General features: G+C 59.2%; 11 protein-coding genes and 1 tRNA gene. 3 read left to right on the top strand and 9 right to left on the bottom strand.

From position 1 onward, the window contains the following. Nucleotides 1-101: 101 nt before the first annotated feature. From LOY35_RS10750 to LOY35_RS10725, 6 genes are all read right to left on the bottom strand, one after another. Complete coding sequence (locus tag LOY35_RS10750; protein ID WP_258632357.1) at nucleotides 102-1,940, bottom strand: integrase arm-type DNA-binding domain-containing protein; 1,839 nt, start codon at nucleotides 1,938-1,940, stop codon at nucleotides 102-104. A gap of 222 nt (nucleotides 1,941-2,162) precedes the next feature. Continuing rightward, nucleotides 2,163-2,238, bottom strand: a tRNA-Gly gene (locus tag LOY35_RS10745). Nucleotides 2,239-2,301: 63 nt separating this feature from the next. Further along, nucleotides 2,302-2,862 carry a CDP-diacylglycerol--glycerol-3-phosphate 3-phosphatidyltransferase gene (gene pgsA, locus LOY35_RS10740; RefSeq protein WP_047703598.1) on the bottom strand — a complete coding sequence of 187 codons (561 nt, stop codon included), beginning with the start codon at nucleotides 2,860-2,862 and terminating at the stop codon, nucleotides 2,302-2,304. Nucleotides 2,863-2,894: 32 nt separating this feature from the next. After that, nucleotides 2,895-4,718 carry an excinuclease ABC subunit UvrC gene (uvrC, locus tag LOY35_RS10735; RefSeq protein ID WP_258632355.1) on the bottom strand — a complete coding sequence of 608 codons (1,824 nt, stop codon included), beginning with the start codon at nucleotides 4,716-4,718 and terminating at the stop codon, nucleotides 2,895-2,897. A gap of 2 nt (nucleotides 4,719-4,720) precedes the next feature. After that, nucleotides 4,721-5,362: a UvrY/SirA/GacA family response regulator transcription factor gene (uvrY, locus tag LOY35_RS10730; RefSeq protein WP_024781217.1), complete on the bottom strand. Its 642-nt coding sequence runs from the start codon at nucleotides 5,360-5,362 to the stop codon at nucleotides 4,721-4,723. 127 nt (nucleotides 5,363-5,489) lie between these two features. After that, complete coding sequence (locus tag LOY35_RS10725) at nucleotides 5,490-5,924, bottom strand: N-acetyltransferase (RefSeq protein WP_258632352.1); 435 nt, start codon at nucleotides 5,922-5,924, stop codon at nucleotides 5,490-5,492. A 743-nt stretch (nucleotides 5,925-6,667) separates the two neighbouring features. On the opposite strand from LOY35_RS10725, the gene LOY35_RS10720 reads away from it, so the two are divergent. Next, nucleotides 6,668-7,738: a 3-deoxy-7-phosphoheptulonate synthase gene (locus LOY35_RS10720; RefSeq protein WP_258632350.1), complete on the top strand. Its 1,071-nt coding sequence runs from the start codon at nucleotides 6,668-6,670 to the stop codon at nucleotides 7,736-7,738. Here the strand turns inward: LOY35_RS10720 and LOY35_RS10715 are convergent. Further along, nucleotides 7,717-8,820: a hypothetical protein gene (locus LOY35_RS10715; RefSeq protein WP_258632348.1), complete on the bottom strand. Its 1,104-nt coding sequence runs from the start codon at nucleotides 8,818-8,820 to the stop codon at nucleotides 7,717-7,719. The two genes, LOY35_RS10720 and LOY35_RS10715, sit on opposite strands and share 22 nt — an antisense overlap. A 323-nt stretch (nucleotides 8,821-9,143) precedes the next feature. Here LOY35_RS10715 and LOY35_RS10710 point away from each other — a divergent pair, with 323 nt between their 5' ends. Further along, nucleotides 9,144-10,022 (top strand): triacylglycerol lipase, encoded by an 879-nt coding sequence (locus LOY35_RS10710; RefSeq protein WP_258632346.1) that lies wholly within the window; start codon nucleotides 9,144-9,146, stop codon nucleotides 10,020-10,022. Between the two features lie 18 nt (nucleotides 10,023-10,040). On the opposite strand, the gene LOY35_RS10705 is transcribed toward LOY35_RS10710, so the two are convergent. Both LOY35_RS10705 and LOY35_RS10700 read right to left on the bottom strand, forming a co-directional pair. Further along, nucleotides 10,041-10,709 carry a GNAT family protein gene (locus LOY35_RS10705; protein ID WP_258632344.1) on the bottom strand — a complete coding sequence of 223 codons (669 nt, stop codon included), beginning with the start codon at nucleotides 10,707-10,709 and terminating at the stop codon, nucleotides 10,041-10,043. Continuing rightward, entirely contained in the window at nucleotides 10,706-13,264 is a 2,559-nt protein-coding gene (locus tag LOY35_RS10700; RefSeq protein WP_258632342.1) for a pyridoxal-phosphate dependent enzyme, read from the bottom strand. Before LOY35_RS10700 ends, LOY35_RS10705 begins: the two co-directional genes overlap by 4 nt. A gap of 551 nt (nucleotides 13,265-13,815) precedes the next feature. Here LOY35_RS10700 and LOY35_RS10695 point away from each other — a divergent pair. Then, the gene (locus LOY35_RS10695; RefSeq protein WP_258632340.1) at nucleotides 13,816-14,097 is read left to right on the top strand and encodes a peptidylprolyl isomerase; all 282 of its coding nucleotides are present in this window, start codon (nucleotides 13,816-13,818) and stop codon (nucleotides 14,095-14,097) included. The last annotated feature ends 59 nt before the right edge of the window (nucleotides 14,098-14,156 follow it).

The following is a 14,156-nucleotide window of genomic DNA, read 5'->3' as shown; positions in this document are numbered from 1 at the left end:
AAGCTATCCAACATAATCGCCGGCGAATTTTCACTAATAAACTCAGATTCAAGACCACACCCTAACGGCAGTGGGTTCGTAACGCGCAAGCTGCGCTGGTATTAGCTCGAACCCAGCGCACTGCAAACGATTCGTGCAGTCACGTCGAAATTCTCCGGTGTGAGCACATCGATTGGCGAACGATCCTTCAGTCGTTCATGAGGCTCACAGACAGCCCGATAAAGCCTCCACGCATCGACATCTGGAAATTGCGCTAACGCCGCTAGCACCAACTTGTGCCGCAGTGGATCAAGCTGCCAATCGGGAATGCGCTGACCGCGATTCCCCAGACTCAGGGACAGCAGGCGCCGAGCCTTGATATCGCGATTGATCTGATCTCGGGATTTGCCTGCCAGTTTGGCGAAGATAAGCAGTGGCAAATTACTCGCAGCTTCATAGATGGCTAGCATCTCGGCGCGCTGGCGTTGTATGTCGGATACTCGGGGTTCGCGCAGCTGTTCAGTCTGCATTGGAACAGGTAGGACAGGTGAATACTGAGCCGCGTTGACCGGTTCGTTGCTGACGGACGTTTTGGAGGCTGGGACCGTCGTCTCTGGGAAGCCACTGCTGTACAGAACGGCGTTTGCATTCGCGCTTTCCAACGAAGGTAACGAAGCTGCGCCCTCTAAACGAATGGTCAGCGGAGAACTTGCCGCTTTCAGTTGGCCCTGCCCCCAAAGGTCCAGACGATTCGCCCAGTCCTGCATCATGGTCCGGCGCTGTTCAACGTACTCCGCGTGGTTGTAAGCCGCACTCACCTTATCTGGATCAGCATGAGAAAGCTGAGCATCCACCCACACCTTCGGGTATCCGATCTCGTTCAGCGCCGTCGAAATCGTCGCCCTCATGCCATGACCGGTGAGTTGATCGGCATACCCCATCCGACGTAACGCGCCATTCAGCGTGTTCTCGCTGATGCGCTTGCTCAGGTCGCTTCGATGCGCAAACAAGTAGCGTTGCGCAGGGACCACCTGGTCCAGCAAGTGACGCACGATCTCCAGCGCCTGGACCGATAGCGGGACAATGTACGGCGGTACATTTTGGGTCTGCTTACCTGGCTTCCGCATCGCTAACTGGAGCTGCTTCACCACCTCCGCCGGTATGACCCACAAACGCTTCGCCAGATCGAACTGGTCGGGCGTCGCCAGCCGCAGCTCGCCCGTGCGGACACCGGTCAGCAGCAACAACCGAAGGCCAAGCCGAGTTTGGTTGGCGCCACCGTATTTTCGAAGAGCAGCCATCAATGCCGGCAGCTCGTCCATGCGGAGAAACGGATTGTGCGTAACCGGAGGTTTGGGTAGTGCAACTACATCAAGGTCTGAAGCTGGGTTGTGTTCCAGCCCCTCGATCTTCACCAGCGCATAGCGGAACAATTGGTTGAACCAGGTCCGGCATTTTTCGGCAGTCGTTAAGGCCTTGCGCTGTTCGATCCTGCTCAGCAAATCCAATAGATCGTGACGATTGATATCGTAGATGGAGCATCCGCCCAGCGTGGGCAGGACGTCCTTATTGAAGATTCTCAAGATCTGCGAGAGCGTGCTCTGGCGCCCTTCCTTCAGGCTTAGCCTGCGGAACTCTACCCACTGATTGAACACGGCCTCGAAGGTGTGCTCCTTCGCAGCATGAACAGCAAGTCGCTGTTGTTTACGATGCTCATAGGGATTGATGCCCTGGGCAACCAAGGCGCGCGCCTCGTCACGTCGAGTACGTGCATCTTTGAGGGAGATTTGCGGGTAACAACCCAAGGACATGCGCTTCTGCTTGCCCGCCCAGTAGTAGCGGAAGAGCCAGACTTTTCCACCTCTGGCCGTCACGTTGAGCGTGAGACCATCACTGTCACCGAGGGTGTAGTCGTTACCAGTGATTCGGGCATGCCGAACTGTCATTTCTGAGAGTGCCATCGCGAGCTCCTGAACAGAGTCAGGGCCAGATGCTCGTCTCGCTACACAATCTGTTCCAGCATAAAACCGATTCAGTACTCGTCAGAATCCTGGACTCAATTCTGGACTTAAACGCACCGGATAGTGCTGGATTTCAGTGGTTCCCGCTGGAACGAAAAAAGGGCCTAAAGGCCCTGATTTCAATCACTTACAGAATTCAGTGGAACTCTGTAGCGCAATATTTGGAGCGGGAAACGAGACTCGAACTCGCGACCCCGACCTTGGCAAGGTCGTGCTCTACCAACTGAGCTATTCCCGCGTCTTGGTGTGGCGCATTCTATAGATTCAGATTACGCCGTCAACCCCTTGATTCAAAAAAGTTTTATTTCTGCTCCACGTCAGTCCGCAGATGCGGCCAGGCGGCGCGCAGGTACTGGACCATCGACCACAGTGTCAGGCCGGCGGAAATCAGCAGCAGTGCATATCCCAACAGCACCCAGAAGCTGAAGTCCGAGGGATTGGCCAGCAGGATGACCAGGGCGAGCATCTGGGCGGCGGTTTTCCATTTGCCGAGGTTCGACACCGCGACCTGGGCACGGGCACCCAGCTCGGCCATCCACTCACGGAGTGCCGAAACGACGATCTCACGGCCGATGATCACTGCCGCCGGCAAGGTCAGCCAGAGGTTGCCGTGTTCCTGCACCAGCAGCACCAGGGCCACTGCGACCATCAGCTTGTCGGCCACCGGATCGAGGAACGCGCCGAACGGTGTGCTCTGCTCCAGGCGGCGGGCCAGGTAACCGTCCAGCCAGTCCGTCGCGGCGGCGATGGCAAAGACTGAAGCAGAGGCCACGTAGCTCCAGTGGTACGGCAAATAGAACAGCAATATGAAGATCGGAATGAGCAGGACGCGTAGAACGGTAAGCAGATTTGGGATATTCATCGGCACAACTGGCTGCGAGGTTGACGGGCATTCTACTCGCTATGCAGGTTTGCATAAATCGACTCTGCGAGCTTTTTACTGATACCGGGAGCTTTGGCGATCTCTTCGATGCTGGCACGAGACAGCTCCTGCAATCCACCAAAATGTTTCAACAGATCGCGCCGCCGGGTCGGCCCGACCCCTGCCACGCCTTCCAGGGTGGAGGTGCGGCGAGTCTTGCCACGGCGGGCGCGGTGGCCGGTGATGGCGAACCGGTGGGCTTCGTCACGGATTTGCTGGATCAGGTGCAACGCCGGGGAATCCCCTTTCAGGGTGAACTCATGGGCCGCATCGTTCAGGTACAGGGTCTCGAAACCGGCCTTGCGCGTGGCACCCTTGGCCACGCCCAGCAGGATCAGATCGGGAACCATCAGTTCATTGAGCACGTCGCGGGCCATGGACAGCTGGCCCTTGCCACCATCCACCAGCAGGATATCCGGGAGTTTGCCCTCCCCGTCCTTCAACTTGCCGAAGCGTCGCATCAGTGCCTGGTGCATCGCCGCATAGTCGTCGCCGGCGGTCACGCCTTCGATGTTATAGCGGCGGTAATCGGACTTGATCGGGCCTTCCGGACCGAACACCACGCAGGACGCCACGGTGGCTTCGCCGCTGGAATGGCTGATGTCGTAGCACTCCAGCCGTTGCGGTGGCTCGTCCAGGTTGAGGACATCGGCCAAGGCATCGAACCGCGCCGCAACATGCTGGCGGTTAGCCAAGCGCGCCCCCAGGGCCTGTTCGGCATTGGTGACCGCCAGTTGTTGCCAGCGCGCGCGAGTGCCGCGCACGCGGTGACTGATGGTCAGCTCGCGACCGCGAAGCGTATGGATGGCTTCAATCAGGGTTGGGAAGTCCTCGTGGACCACGTTGACGATCAATTCGCTCGGCAGGTCGCGTTCCGGACTGCTGACGTAATACTGGCCGAGAAAAGCCGACATGACCTCGGCCACGTCTTCCTCGATACCCACCTGGGGGAAGAAGTTCTTGCTGCCGAGCACGCGGCCGCCCCGCACGCTGATCAGATGCACGCACGCACCGCCCGGGTTGATGAACGACGCGATCACATCGACGTCACCGCTGCCACCTTCCATGCTCTGCTGGTCCTGCACACGACGCAACAGACCAATCTGGTCGCGCAACTCGGCGGCTTTTTCAAATTCGAGGTTGATCGCCGCCTCTTCCATCGCGGTCGACAATTCATCGGTCAGCGCATTGCTGCGACCTTCCAGGAACATCACCGAGTGGCGCACGTCTTCTGCATAGACTTCGGGCTCGACAAACCCCACGCAAGGCGCCTTGCAGCGTTTGATCTGGTATTGCAGGCAGGGTCGGGTGCGGTTTTTGTAATAGCTGTCTTCACATTGGCGCACGAAGAAGGTCTTCTGCAGCAGGCTCAGGCTTTCACGAATCGCACCGGCGCTGGGGTAAGGACCGAAATAGCGACCCTTGGCCTTTTTCGCGCCACGGTGAATGCTCAGGCGCGGGAACGCCCCATCGGACAGGAACACGTAGGGGTAGGATTTGTCATCCCGCAGCAGAATGTTGTACGGCGGCCGCCATTCCTTGATCAGCGTCTGCTCGAGCAGCAGCGCTTCGGTTTCATTGGCGGTGATGGTGGTTTCGATCTGCGCGATGCGCCCCACCAGCGCGGCGGTCTTGGGGGCCAGGCCGGTCTTGCGGAAGTAGCTGGCCAGGCGCTTCTTGAGATTCTTGGCCTTGCCCACGTACAACAGGCGCGCGTCGACGTCGAACATGCGATACACGCCAGGACGGCCACTGCATGTGGACAGGAAAGCACTGGGATCAAACAGTTCGGTCATTATCAGGCGCTGGCATCGACCATGCCGTGGCGCACTGCCAGCAGCGTCAACTCGACATCACTGCTGATCGAAAGCTTCTCGAAGATACGGTAACGGTAGGTATTGACGGTTTTCGGCGACAGGCACAGCTTATCGGAGATGATCTGCACCTTTTGACAACCGACAATCATCAGGGCGATCTGGATTTCACGCTCCGACAACGCATCGAAGGGCGACTCATTGGTCGGCTGGAATGATTTGATCGCCAGCTGCTGGGCAATCTGTGGGCTGATGTAGCGCTGCCCGGCGAACACCAGGCGAATGGCCTGGACCATCTCGTTCAAGCCGGCGCCCTTGGTGAGATAACCCGCCGCGCCCGCTTGCAACAACCGGGTCGGAAACGGATCTTCTTCACAGACGGTTACCGCGACCACCTTGATGTCCGGGTGACTGCGCAGCAGTTTGCGCGTGGCCTCAAGACCGCCGATGCCAGGCATCTTCACGTCCATGAGGACCACGTCGGGTTTCAATTCACGCGCCTTGATCAGGGATTCTTCCCCGGATTCGGCCTGGCCAACCACCTGCAGACCGTCGATGTCAGCCAGCATTCGTGTAATGCCCGTACGAACGAGATCATGGTCATCGACCACCAACACCCTAATCAAGCAGACACCTCACCATTTGGTCTTATATGGACTGCCCCACACCTTAGCAAAAAGCTTCCGGCAGACCTAGCGCCAAGAGGCATTAAAAAGTTACAGCGAATCTTCCCGGGACAAGCTATCCGAGGCCTCAAGCATCGGCGTCTCGCTGCATCCTCAGGAAACACTCATCCTCGCCCGCGACGTATAGCCCCATGCGTTCATAGAGCTTCCTCGCCGGATTGTCCTTGAACACCGTCAGACGCAATGCCGGACGCCGTTCCAGCGTCACCATGCCCCAGACCTGTCCGATTGCCCAGGTACCGGCGCCCTGCCCGCGGAATGCCTGATCGATCTGCAATTCCCGGATATACAGCGCCCGGGCATCACGGCTGAGGCTGACAAAACCCAGCACCTGTTCCTCGCGACAGATGACCCAGTTCTGGCGAATGATCCACGCCAGGTCGAACGCCTCGTCCTGCCAGAGCAAATCATGGCGCAGGTAGTACGGCAGCATGTTGGTACAGGTCAGTTGCCGGGCGAAACCGATGTCTGCGGTCGTGGCCGCACGCCACTGAAAGCTCATGGATACCTCGTCAAAGCAACGCCTGTAGGAGCTGTCGAGTACAACGAAACTGCGATTTGCCGCTACCAGCTGAATCGAGAGCGAAAAATCAAATGATCACAGGCTTCGCCAGCTCCTACAGAACCGAGCGGGAGTGGGCTCTCTCGCCACATCAGGCCAAGAACCGAAGTTTGTCATAATGCCAGCCGGATTCAACGCCGCGAACAATTGCATCCTGCTGATAGAAACTTCTTATTGAACCGGTGCCCCAGCGTCGAGTAAGCTCGGAGCCATTCATCGGAGACAGACCATGTTCAACGCCCTCTCACCGCTTCAATCCGTCAGCGCCCCGCGCTCGGTTGCGGCTGTCCGGGCGAACGGCGCTGCTGCCCCGGTCAACTTTTATTTTGGGTATTGGTTTAGCCACTGGCGCGCCTGATACCCAACCGGCGCCCACTTTAAACGGGTCGCCTTCCAGAGTTCATAAACCCCCGGTCGGCCTCCCGACCGGGGGTTTTGTTTTTTCAGCCCTGTATTTTTGCGACACCGACAACTTTGAGGATCAAGCCATGAACTACGCCACTTATTACCGTTACGACTTTTGCGCCTGGCGATTTACCAGCCTCCGCTCGGGACAGCCTGCCGCCTCCGATCGGTCACCTATCGGTGGCATGCCAACACTTAAGGCCAGTACGGCCAACTGTCGAACACCCCACTAGGGCCGGCGCGGGAACGAACCCGCTGCTCGTCCAGGAAGCCAGATCATGAATTCGTCCGTCTCCGCTTTGCCGCTGTCCACGCTCAACCCTGCCAATGAAGCCCTGACCCTGCGTCTGCCCAGCTCGTTGCAGCTCAAACACCAATTGCCCCTCAGCCATGCGTTGAGCCAACAAGTCGACGCTCATCGCCAGGCCATCCGCGCCATCCTCGACGGTGAGGACGCTCGCCTGCTGGTCATCGTGGGCCCGTGCTCCCTCCACGATCCGAAATCCGCCCTTGAATACGCCACTAACCTGGCGCGCCTGGCCCCCGAGGTGAGCGACAGCATGCTGCTGGTGATGCGCGCCTACGTGGAAAAGCCCCGCACCACCGTGGGCTGGAAAGGCCTGGCGTACGATCCCGACCTGGATGGCAGCGATGACATGGCGGGCGGCCTGACGCTGTCCCGGGAACTGATGCGTGAGATGCTGCTGCTCGGCCTGCCCGTCGCCACCGAACTGTTGCAACCCATGGCCGCCAACTACTTCGACGACCTGCTCAGTTGGGTCGCCATCGGCGCACGTACCACCGAATCGCAGATCCACCGGGAAATGGCCAGCGGCCTGGGCATGCCGGTCGGCTTCAAGAACGGCACCGACGGCGGCGTCGGGATCGCCTGCGACGCCATGCGCTCCGCCGCCCACCCTCACCGGCATTTCGGTGTCGACAGCCAGGGGCATCCGGCAATCATCCAGACCCAGGGCAACCCCGACACCCACCTGGTGCTGCGGGGTGGCCACCGCGGCCCGAACTACGACCGCCAGAGCGTCGCGCAGATACACAATGATCTGAGCCGCTTGAAGATACCGGCCCGGATCATGGTGGATTGCAGTCACGCCAACAGCGGCAAGGATCCTTCGCGTCAGCCGGAGGTATTCAACGATGTGCTGGCGCAGCGGCTGCAAGGGAATCGCGCGCTGATCGGCATGATGATCGAGAGCCACCTGTTCGAAGGCTGCCAGCCCATCAGCCCGTCGATGCGCTACGGCGTATCGGTAACCGACGGCTGCCTTGGCTGGGAATCCACCGAGCGACTGCTGCGCCAGGCCCATCGTCAACTGCGCTCAGCCACCTGAATGTCGTGTGCGCCCTCCTTCGGGAGGGCGTTCCTGGGGCGCACATGAACATCGAGCCCGGCAAAATGCTGGCTCACGTCATCCAGGCGTTCGATCTGATAGCGGACGCGCACCGATCTGCCCCGTTGACTCTGCCAATAGTCCGCCGGAATCACGAAGGTCATCGGCTGGCCGACGTTTGACGGGACGATTTCGCGCTCGTCGACATAGGCGTAACTGCCATCGCATTGTAGCCAGACCAACTCGCCAACCTCGAATCCGGCATTGTCGATGATAATGGTCACCCCTTTCTCCTGCTCGTCGATGTCCAGTCCACCCGCCTTCAGGCCCGGGATCCGGGGCGCCTTCAGCGGCGGGCGGACCAGGGCGCCGATGTGCAGCGACAAGGATTCGGCGCGGCGTACGGAATGTCCGCGCCTGACGACGTAAGCCAGGTCCAGGTGATGCCCCAGGTGCGGGGCGATCTGCGCGTGATCTATCCAGAACGAGACCTCGCGGCCGACGGCATGGGCCTCGATGTCCAGCACATCGCGCCAGAGCGCCTTGGAATCCCTGCTGCCGATCAGGATCAGCCGATCCCCGACAGCCATTCTTGAATACGGCCGGATGCTCACGCAGGTGCCCTCGGGGACACGCTTCGGATCAAGACTACCGCCCACCGCATCGGTGGCAATGGCCGGCAGCAGTTGCGGCGCTGCATCACCGATCACCAATTGCAGGGGCTCCGAGTGCATCGGGGCCGGAAGCCGTTTACCGGTGACTTGATAAAAGACCTCCAGCGAGCCGCCATCCAGCTCGGCGATGTGGGGCTCGCGCACGACGAAGATGACGTCCCGGTCGACCTGTCGCTGCGTGACGGACCGGCGGACCTCATGCCGGTACGGCTCGCCGTCCGAATTGAGCCCATGCCAGAACAGCAGCACTTCATCGCCGCACGTCATCATCGGATAGGGTTTGAGAGTGATGGCAACCTTGCTCCAGGCGGGGTTGATCACCCCGCCCTTTGCCGCCGCCAGGATGGGAGCCCGGAGTTTCGTCCGAGCGCTGAGCCGGGCTCGCCGGCCAAATGGGTCAGTGGTCATGTATGGATTCCAGTCCTTGGATGAAGGCGCCATCTGTAACGGCGCCCGATAGAGCCATTAAACCTTGCTCCTCGCAAACCCGCAGTCAGACAAGACGACAGCGCGGGTGGTCCCTTGCACTTGAGGCTGTAGCTGCATGCAGCCGGGCCTATCAGACGCATCCCGAAACCAAACCCATCATTCGGCCACTTTTCTGATTCTTCCTGCCTTCTCTAGTCCGTTTTCGGTCGGCCACAGCGGTTTCTTCCTACACCCCGGCGCAGGACGCTGCATTACAGTGGTGTCGCAAATTCAACATGAACCTCTTCGAAAAAGGTACGAACATGCAACGGAATGCAACCACTCAATTTCCTATCCTGTTGGTACATGGTTTGTTCGGGTTTGACAGGGTCGCGGGCTCCGAACTTTTCCTGGGCATCAGGCAGGCACTACGCAGCGCAGGCGCCCGGGCATTCATTCCCTACCTGTCGGCCACCTACGCCAATGAGGCTCGCGGTGAAGAGTTGCTGCTCCAGATCGATCGGGTCCTGAGCGGAACCGGGGCCACCCGGGTCAACCTGATCGGGCACGGCCAAGGTGCATTGGCGTCCCGCTATGCCGCTGCGCTGGCGCCCGGGAAGGTCGCCTCGGTGACTTCGGTCAGCGGGCCCAACCACGGCTCGGAGCTGGCCGACTTCCTGCGCAAGGCCCTCACGCCCGGACGCCTGCCGGAGCACGTCGCAAGCAGGGTCGCCACATTGTTTGTCGACTTCATTTCGTTGCTCAGCGGCCAGGCACAACTCCCACACAACGCCATCGCCGCACTGGCGGCACTGACCACCGAAGGCGTTGGCGCATTCAACGACAAGTACCCGCAAGGCTTGCCCAGGAGCTGGGGAAGCAAGGGGCGGGAGCTGGTCAACGGCGTGCGCTACTACTCTTGGAGCGGCACGCTGCAAGACACCCCTGGCGAAGGGCCCAAGGCAACGGATTCCTTCCAGGGGTTCTGCCGGGCCTTTTCCGAATACTTCATCACCGAAGCCGGACAGAACGATGGCCTGGTGGGTCGTTTCAGCTCGCACCTGGGCAAGGTCATCCGCTCCGACTATCCGATGGACCATATGGAAGCCATCGATCAAACGGCCGGGCGGATGCCCAAGGGTACAGACCCGGTAGCGCTGTACGTGCGACATGCAGAACGCTTGCGCAAGGCGGGTCTTTGAACGGTCATGCTGGAAGGATTATGTCTCGCCGCTGAACGCTGCTAACTCCCGTGCCCGCTCCCGAAAATAGTGACGCTGTTCCTGACGGACATATCGGACATGAAACTCTCCGGGTGCCGAAAGTCCATCGGGCTTCTCGAAGTGACAGGTTTCGGACACAGGAAGATAGAGGTCCAGCGCGCGGTTGATCGAGCGGTTACGGGTACGCGTCTGGATCACTTGACGAGACATGCCAAATGTCTCGAAGTGATGCGCGACGATCAAACCGATCAGGCAGGCGGCGATACCACCGCCTGCGTTCTTCGATGCCGGCCGTCTATCGAGTGCAAGACGCAATGCTTTGCGATAGGTGTGCAAGTGCCCGTAGTTTTCCAAATCGTCGTAGCGATTGATGTTGGTGTAACCGATCAAGACGTCATCCAGATAGAGTGAGTAGATGACGCTGGTCTGCTCCAGTAGCGTAGATGACGGCATGTTGCGCAGGAAGCGTTCACGGATCTGCCCCGCGTCGCCCAGGCGCGACGTATCCACACCCAAGGTCGCCAAGTAAGAGGGCGGGCTCTCGGTCCAGTACTCGACAAAGGCATCCGCATCTTCCGGGCAGGCGGAACGAAGGCTTACCAGGCCCGCGCGCATCGGCAGGCTGGCATGGATCAGCGGGGAATCATCCCGAGGATTGACATTCATTCAAAAGTCTCCAGAAAGATATCTACCGACTGGACAATGCAGCTGACCAGTTTTTTCAGTTGATGGTCGGTTTCTTCACCCATCGAGAACCGTAGAAATGGATCAGTCGACTCAGCTATCGCCGCAGCCGCAGAAACGCGTGTGACGCCGAAGCCGAAGCTCACCCCCTTGGTGATGGCCACGTCTGCCGCACGACAGCGAGTGATGATGATTTCGATCAGGCTTTCCAGGCAGTGGCGGTTGTTGAGACCAGGCTCACTGAAGGTGATAGCAACGACCCCGCCGCCATGGGCCCATCGGCTATCCCGCCAATGGTCGGGGTAAGACACGCACAATCGGCTGCGCGGATGCTCGATTGCACGCAGGGCCGCAGTCAGGTACTCGGCATTGCGCGTGAGGCGCTGCATGCGCTGCAGTAACTGTTCGCGGTCGAACAGTGGAACACGTGCCACCTGACTCTGATAAAGCCCACTCCCCAGATTTCGTCGGTGACGGGCAAGCGCGGGCGCGTGCTGTTCGCTGCAGACGATAACGCCGAGCATCTGCAGGTCCAGGCCCAGTTGCAGATACTTACTGCCGCTTTCGTAGTAAAGCACCTGGGGATGGTTGGGGGCCTCGAACAAGGTGAACGGGTTGAAGCCGCCGGAAACCATCGTGCCATCGATCACCAGCCACCGGTCCTGCCATTGGCGCGTTTGCAAAGCGCTGGCCAGGCCCTGGAAGTCGAAGCAAGGCAGATCACCGATATTGGCCATCGGGTCGACAAACACTACCTGGCTATCCGTGCGCTCCACGCAGTCGATCAACGCGTCGACACCCCAGTCCTGTGCCGTTGCGACGCAAACCTGGGGTAATGCCTCCAACTGTTCCAACGCCTCGAAGTAGAGGTACGGCACCCTGGCGACCCGGGCTTTTCCGGGGTGCTTCGGGAACACCTCGCGCAACAGAAAGCTTTCCAGTGTCGAGTAGGCGGCCTGCCCGCTTGATGTCAACAAGGCTGCCTGCGCCCCTCCGTCAAATCCAATCGCCCGTACCAGGTTCAGCTCCAGCTCGCGCAAGGCGATCGAGCCGTAGCGGTCATAGTTCACAGAGCTGGTTTGCAAGTCTGCAGGATCGAAAAACATGATCTCCGCACTCTGGTCGGTACTTGCGCTGCACCAGCTCAGGGCTGAGCGGGCAAACCCGAACTGCTGGATCAGCAATCGATAACGCTGCGCGACCTGCCGTCCATCCAGGCCCTGCTGACGACAACTGTCGATCATTCGACGCGTACTGTTCAACGCTTCGTCCATAAAGCGTTCAATCGTGGCATCCACTGACAGCCGTTCCTGCCGGGCGAAGGACAAGTGTTGCGCCAGGGTCGCGTCCAGGCGATTCAGCTCCTCCTCGATACGATCCACCAATTGCAACCACATCACCCGCAACGTGGCTTCCCCCGTCAGGGGCGCTGCGCTGGCCGAAGGTTTGTCGCTGGCCTGAGTCGCCGGATGCGGCGCGGCATCCCGCAGCTCGATGCCAAGCGTGGTCGCTCTCAAACCGTTGATCTTACGCAGCCGAGGGTCCTCGATGACGGTGCTCATGGCTTTGCTCAACAGTGGAACGGAAATGTTGCCACCGCTGACCATGACCAGGATGTCCCCTTCCAGCGCCGCACCTTCTTCAAACAGCAAGGGCACCAGGCCAATTGCACCCGCCCCCTCGGCCAGAATGCTTTCCTGATGCAAGAGGGTCATCATGCCTGTCTTGATCTGCTCCTCCGACACGGTATGGAACCTGGGCTTCAGTTCCCGTATCAGCGGCCACAGCCAATTGTCTTGATCGTGCTCGATGGCAAGCCCGTCAGCGAGCGTGGGCATGACACTCTTGAGCATCTGCTGCTCATCGAACCCTTGGTCCAGCTGACGCCCGAACGCCGCCGGCAGTACACCATGCAGGCGAGCTTCGGGCCAGAGTCGGGCGGCCGCGCAGCCAAACCCGGTGAGCAACCCTCCTCCGCCAAACGGCAGGACGATGTGATCAAAATGCTGGTCAGTTTGTTCGGCGATTTCCAGGGCCAGGGATCCCTGCCCGGCGACCACGGCCGGATGGTCGAACGGAGAAATGTAATGACCGCCGTTTTGCTCCGCTTCGTGACGGGCTGCGATATACGCCTGCGCCACGTCACGCCCCACCTGGACGATTCGCGCCCCCGCGGCACGCAGCCTGCGAATCTTTATTTCCGAGGCCGTCAGTGGCACGAAGATATTGGCTTTCAAACCTAGCTCACGGGCCAGTGTGGCTATCGCCAAGCCGTGGTTACCCGCCGACGCGGTGTAGACAGCGGCGCCCGACGGCAGCACGTGAAGAGCGTTATAAGCACCGCGTAATTTGAATGAGCCGGTACGCTGTGAACACTCCAGCTTCGCCCATACTCTTCGTGTATCCGAACTGAGCCATGACAGTTCCACCAAGGGTGTTCTAACCAGGTTGCGAACCAGGGCCGGATAATCTGACTGAATAGTCCGAAATAATGTAGTAAGCGAGAAGTGATCTGAACTTTTAAAGCCCGAAAACATAATATGGAGCCTTCCTGAAATTCAAACAATGATGACAATCCGCCACACAATGCCTTTCTAATGGCAATTGGCTTAGTGTTGGATTTGTCCCGAACAATGATGCTTTTTTTAACCCGCCCATCCCCGGCCGGGCGGGTGTTTCCTTGAGATGTACTCTTCAAGCTGCCCGTTTAAGGCGGGGCATAGTTACCACAACTCTTTTTGGCTGTCCGTGAACTTTTATTGGATGTGTCCCCCTAAAACAGGACACCGCCTTCTATTGACCGGACCTGTTCGAGCAGGCCATATCCCGTCAAAGGACCGCTCTTAAACCGCCGCCAGCTTGAAATATTTTGCATTAAGTTGTTTTCGTTATTCAGCGGATAAGTAGCGAGAAAGATAGATGCCTAACAAAGGGTCGAAACGATGACATCCGTCGGCGCTTTCGCATCGAGGCCGGCTTCATGACTGCTGATGCCAGGAGCAGCGTCTTGGCGAACTTTGCCAGGCAATGAATGACTGTTTCCGGTAGGCTCTGCACTTTGAAATCATTACCTGCAAGGAGTTATCCCATGGCCAAAGCCACTGCCCGCCACATCCTGGTTTCCAGCGAAGACAAGTGCAACGAACTCAAGGCCCAGATCGAAGCCGGTGCCGATTTCGCCGAAGTGGCGAAAGCCAACTCCACGTGCCCGTCCAGCCGCCAGGGTGGTGACCTGGGTTCGTTCGGCCCGGGTCAGATGGTCAAGGAATTCGACACCGTGGTATTCAGCGCTCCACTCAACGTGGTGCAGGGCCCGGTCAAGACCCAGTTCGGCTACCACCTGCTGGAAGTGACCAGCCGCCAGGACTGAAGGTGACGGTGGCGAGGGATTGCTCCCTCACCACCGCAATCCCCTCGCCACCACTCCTT

Origin of the sequence: Pseudomonas sp. B21-028 (assembly GCF_024749045.1) — a bacterium.
In the GTDB taxonomy this organism is placed as follows: Bacteria; Pseudomonadota; Gammaproteobacteria; order Pseudomonadales; family Pseudomonadaceae; genus Aquipseudomonas.
Note: the sequence above shows the minus strand (reverse complement) of the source record. Positions and strands in the feature narration are given on the sequence as shown.